Genomic DNA, 21,437 nt, shown 5'->3' with positions numbered 1-21,437 from the left:
ATTGCGCACCAGGAGGGCGATGACACCGAGAATATGGTGAGCGCCTTTCACAAGTTCATCATTGCAAGCGCAGCGGAGCAATCGAGTCCGCGCTGATGCGCCTGTTTCGCTGATTGACTCGACGTGCCAATGCCTTACGCGGCGCAAGGCATCCCCGCCGGCGAATCGCCGTTCTACTTTGCATGGGGTTGTTTTCGATAGTTTGGTGGGAAGGGTCCCGATGAGCGGCCTCATCCGCTCTTCCGCTGCCGGGCGCTCGCCAGTAGGACCAGCATGAAGGACGCCGCCGTCATCAGCGTCGAGATCGCGGCAATGGTCGGATCGATCTCGTCGCGGAGCGCGGTGAACATGCGCTTGGTCAGCGGCTGGTACTGGCCGCCCGAGATGAACAGCGCGATGATGGTCTCGTCCATCGCCGAGATGAAGGCGAAGATCGCGCCCGCCACCACGCTCGACTTGATCTGCGGTAGCGTCACCGCGAAGAAGCTGCGCAACCGATTCATGCCGAGGCTGCGCGCGACCATCTCCTGCGCGGGATCGAAGCTTTGCAGGCCCGCCAGCACGGAGATGACGACGTAAGGCAGGCCCAGCATCACGTTGGCGAGCACGAGGCCCGGCAGGGTCGCGACCAGCCCGACCCTTGCATAGATGAAGAAGATGCCGACCGCAGTGATGATGATCGGCACCACGAGCGGCAAGAGCAGCGCCATGTGGATCACGCGCATGACGCGCAGTTTCGACTGGCTGATTGCGTAGGCCGCGGCGACGCCGAGCGGCGTCGCGATCACGACCGTGAAGGCCGCGACGATCAGCGTCACCTGCGTCGCCTGCATCCAGGCCGGATTTGAGAAATATTGCTGGTACCAGCGCAGCGACAGCGAAGGCGGCGGGAACGTCAGGAAGCGCGCGCTGGAAAACGAGATCGGCACAATAATCAGCACCGGCAGGATCAGATAGATCAGCACCAGTGCGGTAGCCGCGATCAAGACGATCCGGGCGGGCGAAATTGTTCTCATTTCTGCCCCAACACGCGATCGAGCGAGATGAAGCGGCTGACGACGAAGAAGATCAGGAGGACGCTGAGGAGGAGGACCACGGCGACCGCGCTCGCCGCCCCGAACTGGTTGTAGAGCTCGACATTGCGGCTCACCAGCATCGACACCATCACCGTGCGCCCGCCGCCGAGCAGCTCCGGCGTGATGTAGAAACCGAGGCACAGCACGAAGACCATGGTCGAGCCGGCGAGCACGCCGGGCAGCGACAGCGGCAGGAAGACGCGAAAGAAGGTGAACGCCGGACTGCCACCAAGGCTCGCACCGGCCTGCATCAAATCGTTGGGGATCTTCTGCATGGTGGCGTAGAGCGGCAGCACCATGAAAGGCAAGAGGATGTGCACGGTAGCGACCACCGTGCCAAAAGTGTTGTGGACCAGCGCGAGCGGCTCGCCGATCACGTCGAGATAGCGCAGGAACTGATTGATCACGCCGGTGCGCTGGAGCAGCGCGAGCCAGGCATAGGCACGCACCAGCACGCTGGTCCAGAACGGCAACACGACCAGCGCCAGGATGACGACACTCCACGCCTTCGGCACCGCGTTCGCGGCATAGGCCACGGGATAGCCGAGCACGAGCGCGAGCACCGTCACCAGAAGGCTGATCTCGAAGGTCAGCGCGAAGCTGCGCCAGTAGATGTCCTCGCTCAGAATGCGGCGATAGTGCTCGAGCGTGAAGCCGGCGTGGTAGATCGACTGCCACGCGAGCCAGCCGACCGGCAGTACGATCAGCAGGAGGATGACAAGCAGCGCCGGCGACACCAATGCCAGCATCAGGCCATCCTCACGGCGCTGATGCCTGAGCGAAGGATCTGGTTTTGATGTCGTCAACGCTGCCTCGCTGGTTGATCGGTCCGGTTCGGCGGCCGCCGAACCGGTTGGCTCACTTCTGCATGAACGCGGCCCAGCGCTTCTCGGCCGCCTCGCCTGCCGGCGACGACCACCAGGCATAGGACATCAGCGCTTGCTTCGCCGCGTTCGCGGGCTCGCTCGGCAATTGCGCGGCGCGCTCCGGCTTGATCACGCCGGTATCGAACGCCTTCGGGTTGCCCGGGCCGTAGTCGATGTTCAGCGGCAAATTGGCCTGATGCACGGGATCGACCGCCTCGTTGAGGAATTTCACCGCCGTCTCGAGATTCGGCGCACCTTTGAGAATGCAGAGCGAGGTGCTCTGCAAAATGCCCTGGTTGTAGGTGAAAGCGACCTTGGCTCCCTCCTTCGCCACCGCGCTGACGCGGCCGTTCCAGGCCATCTCCATGTCGACCTCGCCGTCGTTGAGGAGCTGCGCCGACTGCGCGCCCGATGTCCACCACACCGTGATGTTCGGCTTGATCTCTTCCAGCTTCTTGAAGGCGCGGTCGACGTCGAGCGGATAGAGCTTGTCGGGCGCGACGCCGTCGGCCATCAGCGCAGCCTCAAGCGTTGCAATGGGATGGTTGCGCAGCGCGCGGCGGCCAGGAAATTTCTTGACGTCCCAGAAATCGGCCCAGCTATTGGGCGCATCCTTCGGGAACGTCTTCTGGCTGAAGGCGAGCACGCTGGAGTAGAACTCGTAGGATACCGAATAGGGGTTGCGATAGGCCTCAGGCATCGCCGCGGCGTTCGGGATCTTCGAGAAATCGAGCTTCTCGATCAGCCCCTGCTCGCCGCCGCGCAGGCAATAGCCGGTCGGCGTGTCAACCACGTCCCAGATCGGCTTGCCGCTGCCGACCTGCGTCTTGATCGCGGGCCAGGCGTCGGGAATGGAATCCTGGTTGATGGTGATGCCGAGTTTCTTGGCGGAGGGATCGAGAATCGCCACCGTCTGCGCCTGCTGATAGGCGCCGCCCTGCGAGACGAAGGTGATCTGCTCGGCGGCATCAGCCGTCGTGCACGCAAGTCCAAACGCGCCGAGGGACGCGCCCAACATCGCATGTCCAAACCTGAAGCCCAGTTTCGTCGTCATCCTCGCCTCCTCTGTCGTCAACAAGAAACTCACTGTCCGATCGCGTCCAGGAACTGGTACCAACCGGCAACCATGCGCACGGCGGGTTCGCGGAACGAATAGAACGGAATGATCTTGAGGCGGCTCGCATCGAGCAGCCCGACATCAGGCTTTTCGCCGCGGACGAAGGCCGCGAGATAGCGGCCCATCAGGCTCGACATCGCGACGCCAGCCCCGTTGTAGCCCATGGCGAACAGCGTGCGCTCGTCGAGCCGGCCGATATGCGGCACCGAGTCCAGCGTCATGCCGACGAGGCCCGACCATTTGAACGCGAGCCGCACGTCCGCGAGATCAGGGAAAATGCCGACCATCGCCTTGCGCAGCGCGTCGACGGCGGATTCCGAATCCTGCTTGCCGAAGGCTCCGCGGCCGCCGAAGATCACGCGATTGTCGACCATGCGGAACCAGCGCATCATGCGCTTGGTCTCGGTGTAGGTGCGGCCCGTCGGCATCAGGCGTCCCGCGAGATTGCGCGGCAGCTGGTCGGTTGCGATGATCGCGCTGCGGAACGGGATCAGCGTGTGCTGCAAGTGCCGCGTCGCATCCGTCAGATCGGAATAGCTGTTGGTGGCAATGATCGCCTGCTTTGCGCGCACCACGCCTTGCGGCGTCTCGGCGAAGACGCCGCCTTGCTCACGTCGCAGCTTGAGGACCGGCGTGTCCTGGAAGACGGCGACGCCGCGGCGCGCCACACCGTCGGCGAGGCCGCGCACATAGTTGAGCGGATGGATGCCGCCGGAGCCGGGATTGAGCACGCCGCCGACGAAGATGTCCGAGCCGGTCTCATCGCGCACGCCCCTGGCGTCGAGGATGCGGACCTCCGCATCGCCCATCTCGCGCTTCATCCAGTCAGCCTCATTGATCGCGGCCTTCAACGTCGTCTCGTTGTGCGCGGCCTTGACCTGACCGGTCCGCGTCAACGCCGCGCTGGTGATGCCGAATTCAGCAACCAGCTTCTCGACGATGTCGGTGGATTCATGCGCGATCTCGTACATTCGCTTGGCCATGGCGCGGCCATGCGCGGCGTCGATCTCGCGGAACGACAGGCGAAACTTTGCGGTGATCACCCCGCCGTTGCGCCCGCTCGCGCCCCAGCCGGGGCGGTTCGCCTCCAGCACGACCGGCGACAGACCGCTCTTGGCAATGTGGTGCGCCGCGGACAGGCCGGTGTAGCCCGCGCCGATGATCACCACATCCGCCTGATGCTCGCCTGACAGGACCGGAAACTCGCGAGCAGGCTCCGCCGTGCTCGCCCAGAGCGAGTTGGCGGATGGCTGCGCGGTCCAATTCCCTGTCATGCGTCCGCTCATGCTCACACTGCGCCGATGGCGGCGTCGGCAAAGGCCTTCATGGTTGGGAAATGGAAGTCGGGCTTGGTCAGCGTCGGCACCTCCGGCGTTCCGCCGAAGCCGGCGAGCCCCTGGCGCCGCTCGATCCAGCACACCTTGTAGCCAAGTTTCCGCGCGATCCCGATGTCGTGGTATTGGCTCTGCGCGACGTGCAGGATGTCCGACTGCTTGTAGCCGAACGCCGACTGACGGCCTTTATTGTAGGCGAAGAATTCCGGATTTGGCTTTGCAACACCAGTCTCGTCGGCGCAGACGGTGTCGTCGAAGGGATTGCCGAGCGCATGCGCGTAGCAGGACAGCGCGACGCGATCGGCATTGGTCATCGCGACCAGGCGGAATTTCGTGCGCAGGCGCTTCAAGGCCTCGACTGAATCCGCGAACGGAGCCCAGCGCAGCACCGCGAGCTGGAACACGTCGCAGGATGCATCGTCGGCCGGCAGGCCCAGTTCCTTGGCGAGATAGCGATAGACGTGGAACATCACCTCGCTCGAGCGTTCGGGATGCGCATCGCGGCCGCGCTTGTAGGAGGCGAAGATCTTGTCGTCGCTGAGCTCGGCCGGCGTCTTGCCCGAGATCCTGCGCACCGCCGATAGCACACCGGCCTCGAAATCGATCAAGGTGCCGACGACGTCGAAGGTGAGGACCTTGAAATTGTTGAACGAGGCTTGGGATGACATTGGGCTTCTTCTCTTTGGTTGGAACGAGGTGGGATCTAGTCCACCCTCGGCACGACGATGGTGTCCTCGGGGTGGAGGGTGACGATGAGATTGCCGCCGACCGGCGGAATGCGGCGATAGGCCTCGTGATAGGTCGGCTGGCGCAGGCTGAGCGCAGAGCCGTCGGCAAGGCTGAGGAAGATACGCAGGCTCTCACCCTGGTAGACGATGTCGGTGACGGTACCGGTCAGCCGGTTGCAGGCCCCATCGCCCGCGCCATCGTCGATCAGAAGCTTCTCGCTGTGCACGGCGAGCATCAGCGCATCGCCCGGTGGGATAGCTCGGGCACTGCGCAGCACGGAATTGCCGAGCGCGACGCTGCATGAATCAATGCGGCGGACGGGCAAGAGCGTGGCTTCGCCGATAAAGCTCGCGACGAAGGAATCCGCTGGATGGTCGTGCAGGCGCGCGGGCTCGTCGATCTGTATCAGCTTGCCGTCCTTCATCACGGCGACGCGGTCGCTCATGGTCAGCGCCTCGCGCTGGTCATGGGTGACGTAGATGATGGTGGCGCCGATGCGCTTGTGCAGCGTGCGCAGCTCGATCTGCATGGATTCGCGGAGCTGCTTGTCGAGCGCTGAGAGCGGCTCGTCCATCAGGATCAGTTGCGGCTCGAAAATCATGGCGCGCGCCAGCGCCACGCGCTGGCGCTGGCCGCCAGAGAGCTGCGCAATGCCGCGATGCTCATAGCCGGACAGCCCCACCATGGCGAGTGCGGCGCGCACCCTGTCGGGCCAGGTCGATTTCGGCAGGCGGCGGGCGCGCAAGGGAAAGGCGACGTTCTCGCCGACACTCATATGCGGGAACAGCGCGTAGTTCTGGAAGACGACGCCGATCTCGCGCTTGTGCGGCGGCATGTAGGTGACGTCGCGGCCGCCGAAATGGATCGAGCCGGAGGAAGGCAGGATGAAGCCGCCGAGGATGCCGAGCAGCGTGGTCTTGCCGGAACCGGACGGGCCGAGCAGCGAGACGAACTCCCCGGCGCCGACATTGAGTGACACGTCATCGAGGGCGCGAACCGCGCCGTAAGCCTTGCTTGCGGACCTGATCTCGACGCTTTCCGCTCGTTTGTCCAACGATCGATCCTCGTCACACCCTAGGCGGCGCGCCTCACTGCACGCCATAAGCTTGTTTTATAGACTGGCCGTAGGATCAGCTTGCGATTGCAGCTTCATGAGCACGCAATCTTCTCTCCCAAGCCTTGTCTTTAGCCTGTCATGCCAATGACACCAGAGTTGGCAAAACTCGGCAATTGCCAAATTCTTACCGGCCGCATAACATCAAGTTATGCCCGAGCTCCGCCGAATGCTGCCCTCCTCAAACGCCCTGTTCGTCTTCGACGCAGCGGCGCGCAACGGCAGCTTCACTGCTGCGGCGGCGGAGTTGAACGTCACGCAGCCTGCGGTGAGCCGCATGCTCGGCCAGTTCGAGGAGCATCTCGGCGTTCGCCTGTTCGACCGCAAGGCGGGGCGCGCGGTGCTCACCGAGGAAGGCGAACTGCTGTATCGCCGCGTGCTCGAGGGCTTTCGCAGCATCGAGACCGGGCTGATCGAGATCGAGCGACGGCGCAAGGGTACCGAGACGGTCACCCTCTCCGTCTCTTCCGCCTTCACCACGCATTGGCTGATGCCGCGCATCGACAAGCTGCAGCGGCATTTTCCTCAAGTCGACCTTCGCTTCCAGCTCATCTCGGGGGCGCTGCGCGGGCCCGTCGAGAATGTCGATCTCGGCATGCGCTTTCGCGACAGCGAGGAGCCTTACTCCGGCGGCACGCTGGTCATGAAAGAAGTCATGTTGCCGGTGTGCAGCCCCACTTACATGAGCGAGGTGGAGCCTGCGGAAGGCAATACCGTCATTCGTCTCGCCGAGACGCCGGGCGATTGGGCGGCGGATTATCCAAAGTTTCTCACGAAGCGCCGTGGCCCATCCAAGGCGCTGAGCTTCACCGATTATGCCGTCGTGGTGCAGGCCGCGCTGCTCGGCCAGGGCATCGCGCTCGGCTGGCTGACCGTCACCTCGCACTGGCTGCTCACCGGCGCCCTGGTCCCCGCGTCCGACGCGCTCACCACCACGCGCCGCATTTGCGAATTCCTGCCGCCGCGCAACCGACCGATGCGGCCCCTTGCCGCCGAAATCCGCGACTGGATCATCGGCCAGATGCGCAGCGAGATCGCGGCGATCGACCAGCTGTATCCCAAGCTCGATCTGATGACCGCCTGCTATTGATGCGTGATCGCGCGGATCGCACCGCGCAGCTCGGCGAGGCCGCGCAGGCGGCCGATCGCGGTGTAGCCGGGATTGGTGCGCTTGGTCGCGGCGAGATCATCGAGCATGCGATGGCCGTGGTCGGGGCGAAAGACGATCTGCTTGTCCGGCGCGCGCCGCGCGTTCTCCTTCAGGAGTGCCTTGAGCACGGCGACCATGTCGACGTCGCCATCGAGATGATCGGACTCGTAGAAGGACAGGCCGTCGGCCTCGCGTTTGGTCGCACGCAGATGCGCGAATGCGATGCGCGGGCCGAAGCGCTCCGCCATCGCCGGCAGGTCGTTGTCGGCGCGCACGCCGAGCGAGCCCGTGCACAGGCAGATGCCGTTGGCCTTTGACGGCACGGCATCGAACAGCGCCTGATAATCGTCAGCCGTGGAGGCGACGCGCGGCAGGCCGAACAACGGACGCGGCGGATCGTCGGGGTGCAGCGTCAGCGACACGCCCAACTGCTCCGCCACCGGCGCGACGCGCGCGAGGAATTCGGCGAGATGCTGGCGCAGGATCTCGGGCGTGATGTCGCGATACTGCTCGAGCCGGTCGCGGAATTGCGGGATGGTCATCGGCTCGGTGGTCGAACCGGGCAGCGCGCTGGCGATGGCCGTGATGAGATAATCGATGTCCGCCTGGCTCATCTTTTCGAAGAGCTTTTTCGCACGCGCCTGCGCTTCGGGCGAATATTCCTGAGGTGCCGCTGGCCGCTTCAGGATGTGCAGCTCGAATGCTGCAAAGCGATCCTGATCGAAGCGCATGGCGCGGGCGCCGTTCGGCAATTCCCATTCGAGATCGGTGCGGCACCAGTCGACCACCGGCATGAAGTTGTAGCAGATGATCTTGATGCCGGAGGCGGCGACCGCTTCCAGGCTCGCGATCCACGCCTCGATGGAGCGGGTTGCCTTAGCCCCAAGCCGCTTGACGTCGTCGGGGATCGGGATGGATTCCACGACCGACCAGGTCAGTTGCGTGCGGCCGGGCTGGCCCTTTTCGATGAAATTCTTGCGCTCCTCGACGCCTTTGCGCGTCCATGCCTCGCCGATCGGCACCTGATGCAGTGCGGAGACGATGTCCGTCGCGCCGGCCTGCCTGACATCATCGAGCGACACGGGATCATCGGGCCCGTACCAGCGCCATCCCTGCAGCATCATGACATTCCTCCCGGCTCAGTTCGCGGTCAGCACGACCTTGACGCTCTGCGAGCGGTCGAGCGCCAGCCTGAGCGCATCGGGCGCCGTCGACAAGGGGCGCTCGGCCGTGACCAGCGACAGCACATCGACGCTGCCATTGGAAATCAGTTCCACCGCGGTTGCGAATTCGAAACCGAAGCGGAACGAGCCGCGCAGGTCAATCTCCTTGGCCATCACGGCATTTGCCGGCGTCGGAATCTGGCCGCCCGGCAGGTTGCCGATCTGCACCACCGTGCCACCACGACGCACGATGCCAATGGCGCTGGCAAGGCCCGCAGCCGTGCCCGAAACCTCGAACGCGACGTCATAGGGACGCACAGCGGCCTGCGCCCTCAGGCCTTCCTCGCCGCCCGAGACGTTCTCGACGTGGGATGCGCCGAGCCGGGTTGCGAAGGCAAGCGGCGCGGGCGCGATGTCGGCGACCGTGACGTCCGCCATGCCGGCGCGGCGCGCCGCGAGCATGGTGAGCAGTCCGATCGGCCCGGCGCCGAAGATGATACCGCGTTTGCCCTTGACGTCACCGGCGCGCGCGACGGCGTGGAGGCAGACCGCGAGCGGCTCGGCGAGCGCCGCGGCCTGATAGGAGACGTGATCCGGGATCCTCACGCACTGTGCCGGGATCGCATCGAAGTAATTGGCAAAGCCGCCCTGCATGTGCGGAGTTTTCGACGCCGAGCCCATGAAGAAGATATTTTCGCAGAGGTTCGGCCGGCCCTCGCGGCAGGCGACGCAATGGCCGCACCAGCGCGACGGATTGACGGCGACACGGTCGCCGACCTTCAGGTTCGGCGCGGCTCCGGCGATCTCCACGACCTCGCCGGAGATCTCATGTCCCAGCACCAGCGGCGACTTCACGACGAAATCGCCGGTGCGGGCGTGGCGGAAGTAGTGCATGTCCGAACCGCAGATGCCACCGGCACCGAAGCGGATGCGCACCATGCCTTCGCCAAGCTTCTCGAGCGGGTGCTCGATCATGCGCAGGTCTTCGGGTCCGAACAGGGTTGCAGCGAGAGCGACTGAGGTCATTTGGAGAGTCCCATATATTTAGGCAGCCAGAGCGTCAGCTCCGGAATGTAGGTGATGGCGATGAGCGCCAGGATCAGCGGCACCAGCCAGGGCAGGATCGCCATGGTGGTGCGTTCCACGGAGAGTTTTGCCACCCGCGCAAGCACGAACAGCACCATGCCGAGCGGCGGATGCAACAGGCCGATCATCAAGTTCAGCGTCATGATCAAGCCGAAATGGATCGGATCGATGCCGAGCTTGAGCACAATCGGCAGCAGGATCGGCACCAGGATGGTGATCGCCGCGATGGTATCGATGAAGCAGCCGACGAACAGGATCAGGATGTTGGCCAGCAGCAGAAACACCCATTTGTTGTGGGTGACGCTGAGCATCCAGTCGGAGAGCGTCTGCGCCGCCTGCGACACCGTCAACAACCAGGCAAATATCGAGGCTGCTGTGACGATGAACAGCACCGAGGCCGTTGTCTCGATGGTGTCGAAGGTCGCCTTCGCCACCGTCTTGAACGTCATGGTGCGATAGCGCACCATGCCAAGGAACAGCGACCAGATCACCGCCGCGACGGCTGCTTCCGTGGGCGTGAACCAGCCGAGCGTCATGCCGCCGATCAGGATCACTGGCGCCATCAGCGCCATCACCGCCGAGAAGTCGAAGTACCAGTCGATCGCGAGCAGCGCACCGAGGCCGATGACGACGGCCGTGTTGGTCGAGACGCCGGCGAGCGTCATCAGCCAGATCGCGAGCGGGAAGCTGAAGACGATGATGACCTCGAGTCCTGCCGAGCCGAGCTGCGGCCAGGAGAATGGCGTGTCGCTGCCCCAGCGATTCCTGTGGGCGAAATAGGCAACCGTCGCCATCATGAACAGCGTCATGACGACACCCGGGATCACGCCTCCGAGAAACAGCGCGCCGATCGAGACGTTGGCCATCATGCCGTAGATCACGAAAGGCAGCGACGGCGGAATGATCGGACCAAGCGTGGCGGACGCGGCCGTGACACCGACTGAGAATTCGGTGGTATAGCCGTGGTCCTTCATCGCCTTGATCTCGATGGTACCGAGACCGGCGGCGTCCGCGATCGCGGTGCCGGACATGCCGGAGAAGATCACCGAGCCGATGATGTTGACGTGTCCGAGGCCGCCGCGCATCCAGCCGACCAGCGCGACCGCGAATTTGTAGATGCGTCCCGTTACGCCGGCGATGTTCATGAGATTGCCGGCAAGGATGAAGAAGGGCACGGCGAGTAGCGGAAAGCTCTCGACGCCCGCGATCATGCGCTGCGCCAGCGTGACGTCGGGCGTCACGCCGCTGACCAGGATATAGAGTAGCGAGGACACCGCCATGGCGAGCGCCACGGGCAGTCCAAGCAGCATCAGGATGAGAAAGCCCCCAAGCAGTAGCAGCATGGCATCACCCTTCCGTTCCGTCGTAGGCGCCGGGACGTTCGAGGATCGAATAGCCCTGCCGCCAGTTTTCGAGCGCCACCTGCACGGACCGGACGAACATCAGCACGAAGCCGAGCAGCGCGAGGTAGTAGACATAGTTCTTGGGAAAATTGATCGTGGTCATCGGCTCGTCGCCAATCACCTGGATGTAGATCCAGACCAGGCGGATGGCGTAGCCGAAGAACGCGATGCGGATCAGGTCGATCACGGTCGACAGCGCGCGTGCCGCGGGGTGCGGCAGATAGCGGTAGACGAGATCGACCTGGATGTGCCGCGACAGCCGCACGCACATCGACGAGCCGATGAAGACCACGCCGATCAGGCAATAGGTCGCGATCTCCTCGGTCCAGGCATAGCTGTCGTTGAGGACGTAGCGCGTGAAGAACTGGAGGAAGACGCAGAGCGCCATCACCCAGAAAATCGCGAGCGCCAACCAGTCCTCGAAGGCGTAATGGCCGAGATCGACCTTCGGCGTCGCCTCTTCCTCGAAGGTGTGGGCGATCTCATCCGCGGTGATCTGCCGGTGCATTTCGGCGGTGGACATGTGTTTTCTCCCAAAAACTGACGGCGCGTGATTGGCTCACGTCATTCCGGGGCGATGCGTCAGCATCGAACCCGGAATCTCGAGATTCTCAGGTGCGCGACTGCGCACCACAGTTCTCGCTTCGCGAGCCCCGGAACGACGGCCCGCCGTCACTTCACCGCCTGGATGCGCTCCCAGTCGGCCTTGCGATAGCCCATGCTCTCGAACGCAACGTTCTTCATCACGGTGTCGCGGAACTCATTCTTGTCGACCTCGGTCACCGTCAGGCCCTTGTCCTTGAAGAAGCCGATCAGCTTGGCTTCGTTCTGCTTGATTTCCTCGGTCGCCTTCGCAGCCGCTTCCTGGGCGACGTCGGTGAAGATCTTCTTGTCCTCGTCGCTGAGCTTCTTCCAGAGCGCGCCCGACACGACCGTGTTGAGGTGATCGACGATGTGGCCTGTCAGAACGATGTGCTTCTGCACCTCGTAGAACTTCTTGGCCTCGATCGTGGTCAGCGGGTTCTCCTGGGCCTCGACGGTGCCGTTTTGGAGCGCGAGATAGACCTCCGCGAACGCGATCGGCGCGGTGTTGGCGCCGCAGGCCCGCGGCATCGCGAGATAGGCCGGCACGTCAGGGACGCGCATCTTGAGGCCCTTCAAGTCGGCGCAAGTCTTGATCGGCTTGTTCGACGAAGTCTGGCGCACGCCGTAGTAGGTCACCGCGATGATGTGATGGCCGCTCTTGTCCTCATAGCCCTTGGCGAGCTCCTTGAAGATGTCGCTCTTGGTGTAGGCCAGGAGATGGTTGGCATCGCGGAAAGTGTAGGGATAGTAGGTCACGCCGATCGGCGGGAAACTCTTTGCGGCAAAGCTCGAGCCGGAGATGATGATGTCGACCGAGCCGAGCGACAGGCCCTGGTTGAGGTCCGTCTCCTTGCCGAGCTGGGAGGCCGGATAGACGTCGATCTGATAACGCCCATTGGTGCGTTTGCCGATCTCCTGCGCGGCCCAGACGGAGGCGGTATGGAACGGCTCCGAGGTCTCGTAGACATGGGCCCATTTGAGCTTGGTCTGCGCCACCCCGGCATTGGTCGCAGCCAGCATTGCCGCGACTGAAGCCGCCAGCACAATCGTCATCTTCCTGAACACTGATTTTTCCTCCATTGTCTAAGTCTTGTTTGCCCGGTCCGATGGTCCGGGCCGCCCAAAGTCATCGCCGCCGCGCGCCGCTGCTCGCGGCCTGCTTTTTTGGCGGTCGTTTTGGCTTTGACGGACGCGCGGCCGATCGTGCCGCCCCGCTGCGGGCGGACGCCGGTGCCCCGCCGGCCTCGGCTCCGAAATTTCGTGCAAAGCGCTCCTGCGAGCGCGCCAGATGATCGCGCATGGCGTCACGGGCAGCCTCGGGATTGCGCGCCGCAATGGCGTTGCGGACGACGCGGTGCTCATCGAGCGCGGCGCGCCAGGTGCGCGGGCTTTCGAAGTAATGCGCGAGCTGCGAAAAATAGGGATTGAGGCGCTGGTCGAAGAGCTCGCCGACGACGCGCACGAGAACGGCATTGCCGAGACTGCCGGCGATCGCGACGTGGAAGGCACGATCGTGGACCATCGAGGCTTCGCCGGGATGCTCGACGTTCTCCATCGCGATCAGGGAGGCGTCGATGCGCGCGAGATCGTCCTTTGTCGCCACGCGCGCGGCCTGCTCGGCGATGGCGCCTTCGAGGAATTCGCGAGCGCGGAGCAGCTCGAACGGACCTTCGATCAGCGTTGCGGGAACGGACGTTGCGGGACTAGCGAGCTCGATCACGTAAATGCCGGAGCCGACGCGGATGCGGACACGGCCTTCGACCTCGAGCGCGATCAGGGCTTCGCGCACCGTCGGCCGCGATACCCTGAGCTGCTCGGCGAGCTCGCGCTCGGTCGGCAGCCGGCTTCCGACAGCGTACTCGCCGCTGTCGATCAGAGCCCGCAATTGATCGGCGACCTGGCGATAAAGCCGTCTCGCCTCCACAGCTTCCAGCGGCACGCTGGCCTCCCTGAGAGGGCCTGTCCGGGGCGACGATCCCCGGCGACCCGCCAATTTTGGAAAATTGGTCTTACCAATTGACCAGAGCATTGACCGAGGATGGCCGGCATGTCAAGCAGCGGAAAAGTAAAGGGGGAGACGACCATGCGGCTTGGCCGCGCCAATCTCGACCAGCTGCCGTCCGGCATCCGCCGCCCGGCCTACGACCGTTCCCGCGTCACGCCTGGCATCGTGCATCTGGGCTTAGGGGCCTTTCATCGGGCCCATCAGGCCGTCGTCATCGACGATTGCCTCGCGGCCGGCGCGCCCGCCTGGGGCATCATCGGCGCGAGCCTGCGCAGCCCCGATACCCGCGACGCGCTCTCCCCGCAGGATCATCTCTACACGGTCGCGGTGCGCTCGGCCGAAGGCACCGACCATCGCGTGATCGGCGCGCTCGTCGGCAGCGAGGTCGCGCGCGAGGATCCGTCGCGACTGATTGCGAAGATGGCCGATTCCGCCATCCGCATCGTCTCGCTCACGGTCACCGAGAAGGGCTATTGCCACACGCCGCAGACCGGCGATCTCGATGAGCGGCATCCGGACGTCGTGCATGACCTCAACAATTTCGACGCGCCGCGTTCGGCGCCCGGCTTCATCGTCGCCGCGCTGGCGCGGCGGAGGACGCAAGGGCTTGCCCCCTTCACCGTGCTGTGCTGCGACAACCTCGCGGCCAACGGTCGCACCGTGCAACGGATCGTCACGCAGTTTGCCGCGCTGCGGTCGAAGGATCTCGGCAAGTGGATCTGCGAGAACGTCGCCTTCCCCTGCACCATGGTCGACCGCATCGTCCCGGAAACGACCGATGCCGATCGCGCGGCTATCTCAACCGCGCTCGGAATGCAGGATGCCTGGCCGGTGATGACCGAGCCGTTCACGCAATGGGTGGTCGAGGATCGTTTCTCCGCGGGCCGCCCCGATCTTGCCCCCGCTGGTGTCGAGCTCGTCACTGACGTCAAGCCGTTCGAGCTGATGAAGCTGCGGCTGCTCAATGCCAGCCATTCGGCGCTGGCCTATCTCGGCTATCTCGCGGGCTACGAGACCATCGCCGACACCATGCGTGATCCGCACTTCGCAAGGCTTGCCGCGGGCGTGATGGAGGATGCTGCGGTGACGCTGACGATGCCGGCAGGCACCGATCTTTCCGCCTATCGGGCGTCGCTGCTGAAGCGCTTTGCCAATCCGGCGCTGCACCACCGCACCTGGCAGATCGCCATGGACGGCTCGCAAAAGCTGCCGCAGCGACTGCTCGGCACGATCCAGGACCGGTTGCGCCGGGACCTGCCGATCGAGACGCACGCGCTCGCGGTCGCAGGCTGGATGCGCTACGTCACGGCAATCGACGAGCAGGGCCGCGCAATCGACGTGCGCGACCCGCTTGCGCGCGACTTCGCAGGCATTGCGCACGAGCAAGGTCCGGTTGCGGAGCGTCTTGCTCCGGCGCTGCTTGGCATTGGCAAGGTGTTCGGCTCGCTCGGCACCAACCCGCGGCTGCGCGAGGTGGTGACCGACGCGCTTGGCAAGCTCTATGCGCATGGCGCTCGGCGGACGGTGGAGAGCTGCTGCTCCTGATCCCAAAATCCTGACGGTTAGACGCCAAGCGCGGCTTCGCCCGGCTCACGCCCGGGCACGCTCAGATGGACCTCGTGCCCCTGACGGATTGCGAGCGAGGCTGCGGCGGCGGCCGACTCGAAGGCCGATTCCTTGGTCTCGTACTCGCCGTTGATGTTGCCGTCATGCAGCACGCCCCATTGGTCGCGCACCGGCACGATCGCGTATTGAGCAAGTCCCATGGGTCCCTCTCCCGAGGCTCGATCTTGTTGCGTTCGCCGGATACAACGCTGGCCATGAGCCGCCGTTCCGCCGGAACACCACAGCCCAATCGACGGAAATTGCTCTTGATTTTTACCCGCGGTTGGCCCACCCGGGAGGTATGAGCAAGAGCGCGATCATCGCCGTCAACGCAGCCTTCTATGCCGCCTTCGCGGCCGGCGACGTCGCGGCCATGGAACGGCTGTGGGCCGACGACGACGGCATCTCCTGCGTCCATCCCGGCTGGCCCGGCATCATCGGCCGCGCCACGGTGATGGGGAGCTGGCGCGACATCCTGCAGAACCCGAGCCGGCCGCAGATCGCCTGCGCGGAGCCGCATGCGATCGTCGAAGGCGACAGCGGACGGGTGCTGTGCATCGAGATCGTCGACGGCACCGCGCTTGCCGCCACCAATCATTTCCGGCGCATCGGCAACGCCTGGCTGCTCGTCCATCACCAGTCGAGCCCGATTGCGCAGATCGTCGAACAGACGCACGACGATCCACCGGGACCGAGCCGCAGCTTCCACTAAAGCGCGATGAGATTGGAAGAATCGTCATCGCGCTTTTAGTCTATTGTTTGAGCATGATCTCCGCGCAAACGCGTTCCGCGTTTGTCGCGAGGGAAAACCGCTACACGCTTTGCGCTAACGCGGCCCTTCGGGTCCGGGTCATGCTCGAGCGCAGATCACCAGCTCGGCAGCACCGCACCCTTGAACTTGGTCAGCACGAACTCCTTGACCTCTGGCGTGTGGTAGCTGTCGACGAGGATCTTGACCCACGGCTTGTTCTTGTCGGCGGCGCGGACGGCGATCAGGTTGACGTAGGGCCCCTTGGGATCCTCGCGCAGAATCGGGTCCTTCACCGGATCAAGTCCGGCCTGCGTCGCGTAGTTGGTGTTGATCGCCGCAGCATCGACGTCGTCGAGCGCGCGCGGTGCCTGTGCCGCATCGACTTCGATGAATTTCAGCTTTTTAGGATTTTCGGTGATGTCGAGCACCGTCGGCTTGAAGCCGACGCCATCCTTCAGCTTGATCACGCCCTTGTCGCGCAACAGCAGCAGAACGCGCCCGCCATTGGTCGGATCGTTCGGGATCGAGACCTTGCCGCCGTCGGGAATGTCGGCCCAGTTCTTGTGCTTCTTCGAATAGACCCCGATCGGGAAATTGACGGTCAGCCCCACCGCCTCGATCTTGTAGCCGCGATCGGCCTTCTGGTTGTCGAGATAAGGCTGGTTCTGAAACGAGTTGGCCTGGATGTCGCCGGCATCGAGCGCGGCGTTCGGCACGACATAGTCGGAAAACTCGACGAGCTGGATATCGAGCCCGTTCTTCGCTGCGATCGGCTTCACCGCCTCGAGGATCTGCGCATGCGGCCCCGGGGTCACGCCAATCTTGATGGTCTCCGCCGAAGCCGCCGCCGACCAGGCGGCGAGCACGGTCGAAAGAATCAGAACGGAACGAAACGACATTCTTGGTCTCCAACGGAATTCATGGTCACTGGCCCCCGTCATCTCTCGCTTGGCCGGCGAAATCAATGAAATGGAAGTTCAAATTTGCCGTTGCAACGGGGTGCGGCTTCTCCGCACGCGGCCAAAAGGGGAATGGAGGCGGCGTCGCAACGGTGGCTGTTCCTCATCCTGAGGAGCGCGAAGAACGCGTCTCGAAGGATGATGGCCCGGCAGGTGGCCCTCGTCCTTCGAGGCGCGCGCAAGCAGGATAAGGGATCGATACCGTTACCGACGGCCCCGCTGCCGATGATGCGTGTCAGCTCGCGCCGGAGCCGCCCTGCACGATCTTCTCGTTCAGCTTCTGATCGACGGTCTCGACCGTGCGGTCGATCTCGGCATTGGGGACGCCGAGCTGATGCGAGATCAGCTTCACCAGGAGATCGACCCGCTCGATGAACGGCGCGCCGGCGGCGACCGCGCGTGCGGCAGACGACGGCTTGAGCAGGCTCTCCGCCGCCTTGGCGTATTTCTCGAATGGCACCTGATCCTTCGGATCGGCGCCGAGACGCCGCGCGAGCGCATCGACGTGATCGTAGATCGATTGCGAGCGCTTCAGATCAGTGTGCACGGCATCGCGGATCGACTGCGGCTCGTGCGGCGTGATGCAGCGGTAGTTGCCGGTGAGCAGCATCGACCATTTCGCGAGCGGCACGAACAGCGAGTCGAACACCTTGAGCTTCACGGGCACGTCGTGGCCGTCGAGCGTGACCGCTTCGATATCGGCCTCGAGCTCGCGCAGCACCTTGTTGTGCTTCTCGTCCTCGAACACCGACGCCTTGAAGTTGGTGGGCAGGCCGACGTGCAGCACGTTCGCCGCTTCTTCCGGCGGACGGAAGGCTTGCGGATCGGGTGAGCAGAGCGTCACCAGCCCCGGCTTGAAGCGCTCCCACACCTGCGCATTGGTATAGGCTTCCTCGAGGTCCATGCCTGACAGCGCCGGGATGCGCTTGAGGTAAGGCAAGGGCGGCATATTCATGATCGACAGGCAGGGAAGCCCCGCTTCCGCGATCTTGATCATGAGCACGCGCACGGTGTGATTGGTGTATTGCGGCTCCTGCATCGCAAGGCCGACGAGATCATAGCGGGAGACGTCGACATTGCCCGGCGTCACCGCGTCGAGCTTGCCGGGCAGGTCGCGCGAGAAGATCGCGCGGTGCACCGCCTCGTCGCGCAGCTTGATACGCACTTCGGTACCGTCGCGATTGATCAGCTCGGCCGTCTTTGCCCGGCACACCAGGGTCACATTGTGACCCGCCATCAAAAGCTTGGTCCCCAGCAGGGAGCCGTAGGAGGCCCCAAGGATCAAAATGTTGCGCGCCATGCTCTCTCTTTCACAAACAATCTCTGCGATCCCAGACCTCCTGGGCGGCGCGACGATGCCAAGTCTCTAAGCGCCTTGCGGTTTTACCCCCACCACATCGGGTATTTGGTATGCCAGCAATGTGGAGCGGTGTCTATCGTGAATTGACGAGCTCTCGCAATCGCCTCGTGGAGGCGGTTCAAATCATTGCGCGCCCCTCCGCGCCAACGCTGCCTGGGCCTCTACCGCAGCCCGGCCCACATTTCGTGACGACTATCGAACCTTCGCTTTCCCGAGCTGAGGCGATTCGCCTTATTCGATAAATCAGAATTATTGCAAATATCGATATCTCCCCGCTGCCTGCGCTCGCCGGGGCCCTCCCGGAACCAACTCAAATTTGAGCGATTCCATTGCACCGACGTTAAGTCAGGTTAGAGGCGCGGGCCCGGGCTTTACCGCTCGTTCAAGCATGTGATGGCGAAGTGGCGCTGTTTCCTCGAGTTGTTTTGCTTTTAACATTTTCAAGCCGCGAGTTGCCCCCATGGTCGAAACCACGTCGCTCCTGCTCGATCTGGAAGAGACTGTTGCAAAAGGAAATCCCGAGAGCTGTCTGCGGGCGATGTGGCACGCGACCGATCTCCTGATCGCTGGGACCTATTCCGAAGACCAAATCTGGACTTTCGGCGAGATCATCGGCCGCCTTGCCCAGGAGATCGAAACGACGGCACGTGCGCGGCTGGCGGGAAAACTGGCCGCCAGCAACAATGCGCCCTACAAGCTGACGAGCCAGCTCGCCTCCGACGACTGCATCGACGTGGCCTGGCCTATCCTCAGGCAATCGCAGCGCCTGGACACCGAGACCTTGATCGCTTGTGCCAGGAGCAAGAGCCAGCAGCATCTGCTCGCGATCTCCCAGCGACAGTCTGTTCCAGAGGCCGTGACTGATGTCCTCGTGGTCCGCGGCGGCAACGAGATCGTCAACTCGGTCGCGGCAAACAAGGGTGCAAGCTTTTCGACTTCCGGCTTCCTGCACCTCGTGCGGCGTTCCGAAGGAGATTCGATCCTCGCTGAATCCGTCGGGCTGCGAAAGGACATCCCCCGGCATCTGTTCCATCAGCTTATCGCCAAAGCTTCCGCAGAAGTGCGTGAGAAGCTCGAGCGCGAGCGGCCCGATATCGCGCCGCAGATTCACCGGGTCGTCGTCGACATCACCGGCGCGGTGCACGCCAGATTCGGCCCGGCTTCCAAGGATTATTTCACCGCCAAGCGGACGGTCGCAAAGCTGCACGAGCGCGGCGAGCTGACCGAAGACAAGGTCTTCGAGTTCGCCCACTCTCTCAAGTTCAACGAAACGGCCGTCGCGCTATCCTTGCTGTGCCCATTGCCCGTCGACATCGTCGAACGCGCATTGATCGAACGGGATCGCGAGCCTGCACTGATCCTGGCCAGATCGCTGAACTTCTGCTGGCCGACCACGATGGCACTTTTGTTCCTCGGGGCACCCAACTATCGCATCACGGCCGGCGAGCTCGAACGGTTGAAGCTCGATTTTCATCGTCTCGACGGCAAGGCCTGCCGAGGAATCATCGCCCTGTACCGATCCCGCAAGGACGAAGCCGGAAGCGGCCCCTTCCAGCGTCCCCGGAACGCGATCTAGCGGTCGTCCCGCGGGCCCTTGATGCAGGGACGTCCTGCGAGAAATCGCCATCGCCGTGCTCGCCGACGAACACGTTTTCCGCTATTGGACCGGTGGATCTGCCGGGCTTCATCCTCGCCGGACTTTGCTGCGCGAATGCCGGAGCTTCTGGTGAACCGGCTCCTCGGGCGTACGCCGGTGCGCGGCCCGTCGCAATCGCGGAGACATTACGATGACCGTCACCATCTACCACAATCCCTCTTGCGGCACCTCGCGCAACACGCTCGCGATGATCCGGCAGAGCGGCGCCGAGCCCGTCGTCATCGAATACCTCAAGACACCGCCGACACGCGAACGGCTCAAGGAGCTGGTTGCAGAGATGGGGATTTCGGTCCGCGCTCTACTGCGCGAAAAAGGCACGCCCTATCGGGAGCTCCGCCTCGAAGACCCGAACTGGACCGACGACCAGTTGCTCGATTTCATGATGGCGCATCCCATCCTCATCAACCGTCCGATCGTCGCGACGCCGAAGGGCGCGCGACTGTGCCGGCCCTCGGAGGCCGTGATCGACCTTTTGGACGAACCCGTCGGACGTTTCGTGAAGGAAGACGGCGAGGTGGTCGAGCCGCGCTAAGCTTCAATCGCATCGCGAACGGCAGCCGCGTCACGCTTGCGGATCCGCGTCGCGATATCGCGATGCGCCCCATGACAATTCGCGCCCCTCGTATTTGTCGTAGATTTTCAGAAGACTTTAGCCGAGCAATTTACTCGAATTTTCGTCCTGATGCCCTAGGTCCCTGCCGGGTTCCATCCGGTTTCGCGAAGCAACATTGCGGCGGCGTGTGGAGCTGTTCACGAGCAGTCTCGCCAGCGCACCGATCACGCGGCGAGCGGCTCCATCAATATCCGGTCTGACTTGGCGAGCCGGCTTGGCGCGCCAGCTTCGCAAGTCAGCCGGGCAAGGCGAACTTTGAATGACGATTTTGGAATGACGATGAATTTGGCACGCGAGTCGATCGAGCTTTTGGGGCAGCTCGCGCGGATTTTCCTGTTTGAAGAGGTCAAGCACGGCTTGCGCGATCGGGAATGGATGGCGATGCGCTTCCTTGCCCGCGCAAACAGATTTTCGCGGACGCCTTCGGCGCTGGCGAGCCATGTCGGCACGACCCGTGGCACGGCGTCCTACATCATCCAGGAGCTGGAGCAAAAGGGATATCTGGAGAAGACGCGATCGGCCAAGGACAAGCGTTCCGTGACGCTGAGCGTGACGCAGCAGGGCAAGAAGTTTCTGGTACGCGACCCCGTCAATGCCCTGGTGGATGCGATTGCGCTGCTCGACGAGGAGCGCAAGACGAGCTTTCGCGACGCGCTACGTCGCGTACTGGACCAGTCGGATACCGGCCAGCAGCGGCACCGCGCCGACATTTGCCGGGGCTGCATGTTTCTGAGGGAGACGCGTAGCAATCCCGAGAGCGGGACGCCTGCCGAGTTCACCTGCCGCCTGTTCCGCGCCATCATCACGGACGTCGAGACCGAGCTGTTGTGCACGAGCTTCGAGCAGCGCAGGCAATAACGCGGG

The 21,437-nt window shown here is 63.7% G+C and carries 21 protein-coding genes; 6 read left to right on the top strand and 15 right to left on the bottom strand.

Annotated features, from left to right (window positions below; genetic code table 11):
• Window positions 1-230 precede the first annotated feature (230 nt).
• The 6 genes from NLN62_RS28395 to NLN62_RS28370 all read right to left on the bottom strand — a co-directional run bounded on the left by NLN62_RS28395 (window position 231) and on the right by NLN62_RS28370 (window position 6,176).
• Window positions 231-1,016, bottom strand: coding sequence for an ABC transporter permease (locus tag NLN62_RS28395; RefSeq protein WP_027524728.1), 786 nt, complete (start codon window positions 1,014-1,016; stop codon window positions 231-233).
• Entirely contained in the window at window positions 1,013-1,825 is an 813-nt protein-coding gene (locus tag NLN62_RS28390) for an ABC transporter permease (RefSeq protein WP_254111086.1), read from the bottom strand. Before NLN62_RS28390 ends, NLN62_RS28395 begins: the two co-directional genes overlap by 4 nt.
• Before the next feature lie 109 nt (window positions 1,826-1,934).
• Complete coding sequence (locus NLN62_RS28385; protein ID WP_371933033.1) at window positions 1,935-2,996, bottom strand: ABC transporter substrate-binding protein; 1,062 nt, start codon at window positions 2,994-2,996, stop codon at window positions 1,935-1,937.
• Window positions 2,997-3,025: 29 nt separating this feature from the next.
• Window positions 3,026-4,333, bottom strand: a complete 1,308-nt coding sequence (locus tag NLN62_RS28380; protein ID WP_254111083.1) for an FAD-binding oxidoreductase — start codon at window positions 4,331-4,333, stop codon at window positions 3,026-3,028.
• Window positions 4,334-4,347: 14 nt separating this feature from the next.
• A complete protein-coding gene (locus NLN62_RS28375; protein ID WP_254111076.1) occupies window positions 4,348-5,061 on the bottom strand; it encodes an HAD family hydrolase in 714 nt (237 codons plus the stop codon).
• A gap of 35 nt (window positions 5,062-5,096) precedes the next feature.
• Window positions 5,097-6,176 (bottom strand): ABC transporter ATP-binding protein, encoded by a 1,080-nt coding sequence (locus NLN62_RS28370; protein ID WP_027524733.1) that lies wholly within the window; start codon window positions 6,174-6,176, stop codon window positions 5,097-5,099.
• Between the two features lie 211 nt (window positions 6,177-6,387).
• Here NLN62_RS28370 and NLN62_RS28365 point away from each other — a divergent pair, with 211 nt between their 5' ends.
• Window positions 6,388-7,326: a LysR family transcriptional regulator gene (locus NLN62_RS28365; RefSeq protein WP_254111074.1), complete on the top strand. Its 939-nt coding sequence runs from the start codon at window positions 6,388-6,390 to the stop codon at window positions 7,324-7,326.
• Here the strand turns inward: NLN62_RS28365 and uxuA are convergent.
• From uxuA to NLN62_RS28335, 6 genes are all read right to left on the bottom strand, one after another.
• The gene (uxuA, locus tag NLN62_RS28360; protein ID WP_254111072.1) at window positions 7,320-8,510 is read right to left on the bottom strand and encodes a mannonate dehydratase; all 1,191 of its coding nucleotides are present in this window, start codon (window positions 8,508-8,510) and stop codon (window positions 7,320-7,322) included. The two genes, NLN62_RS28365 and uxuA, sit on opposite strands and share 7 nt — an antisense overlap.
• Before the next feature lie 15 nt (window positions 8,511-8,525).
• Window positions 8,526-9,575: an L-idonate 5-dehydrogenase gene (locus NLN62_RS28355; RefSeq protein WP_027524736.1), complete on the bottom strand. Its 1,050-nt coding sequence runs from the start codon at window positions 9,573-9,575 to the stop codon at window positions 8,526-8,528.
• Window positions 9,572-10,978 carry a TRAP transporter large permease gene (locus tag NLN62_RS28350; RefSeq protein WP_254111070.1) on the bottom strand — a complete coding sequence of 469 codons (1,407 nt, stop codon included), beginning with the start codon at window positions 10,976-10,978 and terminating at the stop codon, window positions 9,572-9,574. Before NLN62_RS28350 ends, NLN62_RS28355 begins: the two co-directional genes overlap by 4 nt.
• 4 nt (window positions 10,979-10,982) lie before the next feature.
• Window positions 10,983-11,561, bottom strand: a complete 579-nt coding sequence (locus tag NLN62_RS28345) for a TRAP transporter small permease (RefSeq protein ID WP_254111068.1) — start codon at window positions 11,559-11,561, stop codon at window positions 10,983-10,985.
• Window positions 11,562-11,710: 149 nt separating this feature from the next.
• The gene (locus tag NLN62_RS28340) at window positions 11,711-12,676 is read right to left on the bottom strand and encodes a sialic acid TRAP transporter substrate-binding protein SiaP (protein ID WP_371260500.1); all 966 of its coding nucleotides are present in this window, start codon (window positions 12,674-12,676) and stop codon (window positions 11,711-11,713) included.
• Between the two features lie 73 nt (window positions 12,677-12,749).
• Window positions 12,750-13,562, bottom strand: a complete 813-nt coding sequence (locus NLN62_RS28335; RefSeq protein ID WP_027524740.1) for a FadR/GntR family transcriptional regulator — start codon at window positions 13,560-13,562, stop codon at window positions 12,750-12,752.
• Between the two features lie 108 nt (window positions 13,563-13,670).
• Between NLN62_RS28335 and NLN62_RS28330 the strand changes: the two genes are divergently transcribed.
• Entirely contained in the window at window positions 13,671-15,173 is a 1,503-nt protein-coding gene (locus NLN62_RS28330; protein WP_254111066.1) for a mannitol dehydrogenase family protein, read from the top strand.
• A 17-nt stretch (window positions 15,174-15,190) separates the two neighbouring features.
• Here the strand turns inward: NLN62_RS28330 and NLN62_RS28325 are convergent, their stop codons facing one another.
• Entirely contained in the window at window positions 15,191-15,394 is a 204-nt protein-coding gene (locus NLN62_RS28325; RefSeq protein ID WP_027524742.1) for a hypothetical protein, read from the bottom strand.
• A gap of 140 nt (window positions 15,395-15,534) precedes the next feature.
• Here NLN62_RS28325 and NLN62_RS28320 point away from each other — a divergent pair, with 140 nt between their 5' ends.
• Window positions 15,535-15,945 (top strand): nuclear transport factor 2 family protein, encoded by a 411-nt coding sequence (locus tag NLN62_RS28320; RefSeq protein WP_027524743.1) that lies wholly within the window; start codon window positions 15,535-15,537, stop codon window positions 15,943-15,945.
• Window positions 15,946-16,100: 155 nt separating this feature from the next.
• Here NLN62_RS28320 and NLN62_RS28315 read toward each other — a convergent pair whose 3' ends face one another.
• Window positions 16,101-16,883, bottom strand: a complete 783-nt coding sequence (locus NLN62_RS28315) for a MetQ/NlpA family ABC transporter substrate-binding protein (RefSeq protein WP_254111064.1) — start codon at window positions 16,881-16,883, stop codon at window positions 16,101-16,103.
• 295 nt (window positions 16,884-17,178) lie between these two features.
• Window positions 17,179-18,243, bottom strand: coding sequence for a ketopantoate reductase family protein (locus NLN62_RS28310; RefSeq protein ID WP_254111062.1), 1,065 nt, complete (start codon window positions 18,241-18,243; stop codon window positions 17,179-17,181).
• Window positions 18,244-18,763: 520 nt separating this feature from the next.
• Here NLN62_RS28310 and NLN62_RS28305 point away from each other — a divergent pair.
• The 3 genes from NLN62_RS28305 (at window position 18,764) to NLN62_RS28295 (ending at window position 21,431) form a co-directional block, all read left to right on the top strand.
• On the top strand, window positions 18,764-19,879 hold the full coding sequence (locus NLN62_RS28305) for a DUF2336 domain-containing protein (RefSeq protein ID WP_254111060.1): 1,116 nt from the start codon (window positions 18,764-18,766) through the stop codon (window positions 19,877-19,879).
• Window positions 19,880-20,090: 211 nt separating this feature from the next.
• On the top strand, window positions 20,091-20,492 hold the full coding sequence (arsC, locus tag NLN62_RS28300) for an arsenate reductase (glutaredoxin) (RefSeq protein WP_254111058.1): 402 nt from the start codon (window positions 20,091-20,093) through the stop codon (window positions 20,490-20,492).
• A 360-nt stretch (window positions 20,493-20,852) separates the two neighbouring features.
• The gene (locus tag NLN62_RS28295) at window positions 20,853-21,431 is read left to right on the top strand and encodes a MarR family winged helix-turn-helix transcriptional regulator (protein ID WP_254113737.1); all 579 of its coding nucleotides are present in this window, start codon (window positions 20,853-20,855) and stop codon (window positions 21,429-21,431) included.
• Window positions 21,432-21,437: the final 6 nt, after the last annotated feature.

This window comes from Bradyrhizobium sp. CCGUVB23, from assembly GCF_024199885.1.
Classification (GTDB): Bacteria; Pseudomonadota; Alphaproteobacteria; order Rhizobiales; family Xanthobacteraceae; genus Bradyrhizobium.
This window is presented reverse-complemented; position numbering and strand designations above follow the sequence as displayed.

Bases quoted from the DNA above. Each gene is read 5' to 3' on its own strand.
- uxuA (WP_254111072.1), bottom strand. From the start codon at position 8,510: ATGATGCTGCAGGGATGGCGCTGGTACGGGCCCGATGATCCCGTGTCG.
- NLN62_RS28345 (WP_254111068.1), bottom strand. From the start codon at position 11,561: ATGTCCACCGCCGAAATGCACCGGCAGATCACCGCGGATGAGATCGCC.
- NLN62_RS28395 (WP_027524728.1), bottom strand. From the start codon at position 1,016: ATGAGAACAATTTCGCCCGCCCGGATCGTCTTGATCGCGGCTACCGCA.
- NLN62_RS28350 (WP_254111070.1), bottom strand. From the start codon at position 10,978: ATGCTGCTACTGCTTGGGGGCTTTCTCATCCTGATGCTGCTTGGACTG.
- NLN62_RS28315 (WP_254111064.1), bottom strand. From the start codon at position 16,883: ATGTCGTTTCGTTCCGTTCTGATTCTTTCGACCGTGCTCGCCGCCTGG.
- NLN62_RS28365 (WP_254111074.1), top strand. From the start codon at position 6,388: ATGCCCGAGCTCCGCCGAATGCTGCCCTCCTCAAACGCCCTGTTCGTC.
- NLN62_RS28320 (WP_027524743.1), top strand. From the start codon at position 15,535: ATGAGCAAGAGCGCGATCATCGCCGTCAACGCAGCCTTCTATGCCGCC.
- NLN62_RS28295 (WP_254113737.1), top strand. From the start codon at position 20,853: ATGAATTTGGCACGCGAGTCGATCGAGCTTTTGGGGCAGCTCGCGCGG.
- NLN62_RS28330 (WP_254111066.1), top strand. From the start codon at position 13,671: ATGTCAAGCAGCGGAAAAGTAAAGGGGGAGACGACCATGCGGCTTGGC.
- arsC (WP_254111058.1), top strand. From the start codon at position 20,091: ATGACCGTCACCATCTACCACAATCCCTCTTGCGGCACCTCGCGCAAC.
- NLN62_RS28340 (WP_371260500.1), bottom strand. From the start codon at position 12,676: ATGACGATTGTGCTGGCGGCTTCAGTCGCGGCAATGCTGGCTGCGACC.
- NLN62_RS28355 (WP_027524736.1), bottom strand. From the start codon at position 9,575: ATGACCTCAGTCGCTCTCGCTGCAACCCTGTTCGGACCCGAAGACCTG.
- NLN62_RS28380 (WP_254111083.1), bottom strand. From the start codon at position 4,333: ATGACAGGGAATTGGACCGCGCAGCCATCCGCCAACTCGCTCTGGGCG.
- NLN62_RS28390 (WP_254111086.1), bottom strand. From the start codon at position 1,825: ATGCTGGCATTGGTGTCGCCGGCGCTGCTTGTCATCCTCCTGCTGATC.
- NLN62_RS28375 (WP_254111076.1), bottom strand. From the start codon at position 5,061: ATGTCATCCCAAGCCTCGTTCAACAATTTCAAGGTCCTCACCTTCGAC.
- NLN62_RS28305 (WP_254111060.1), top strand. From the start codon at position 18,764: ATGGTCGAAACCACGTCGCTCCTGCTCGATCTGGAAGAGACTGTTGCA.
- NLN62_RS28385 (WP_371933033.1), bottom strand. From the start codon at position 2,996: ATGACGACGAAACTGGGCTTCAGGTTTGGACATGCGATGTTGGGCGCG.
- NLN62_RS28310 (WP_254111062.1), bottom strand. From the start codon at position 18,243: ATGGCGCGCAACATTTTGATCCTTGGGGCCTCCTACGGCTCCCTGCTG.
- NLN62_RS28325 (WP_027524742.1), bottom strand. From the start codon at position 15,394: ATGGGACTTGCTCAATACGCGATCGTGCCGGTGCGCGACCAATGGGGC.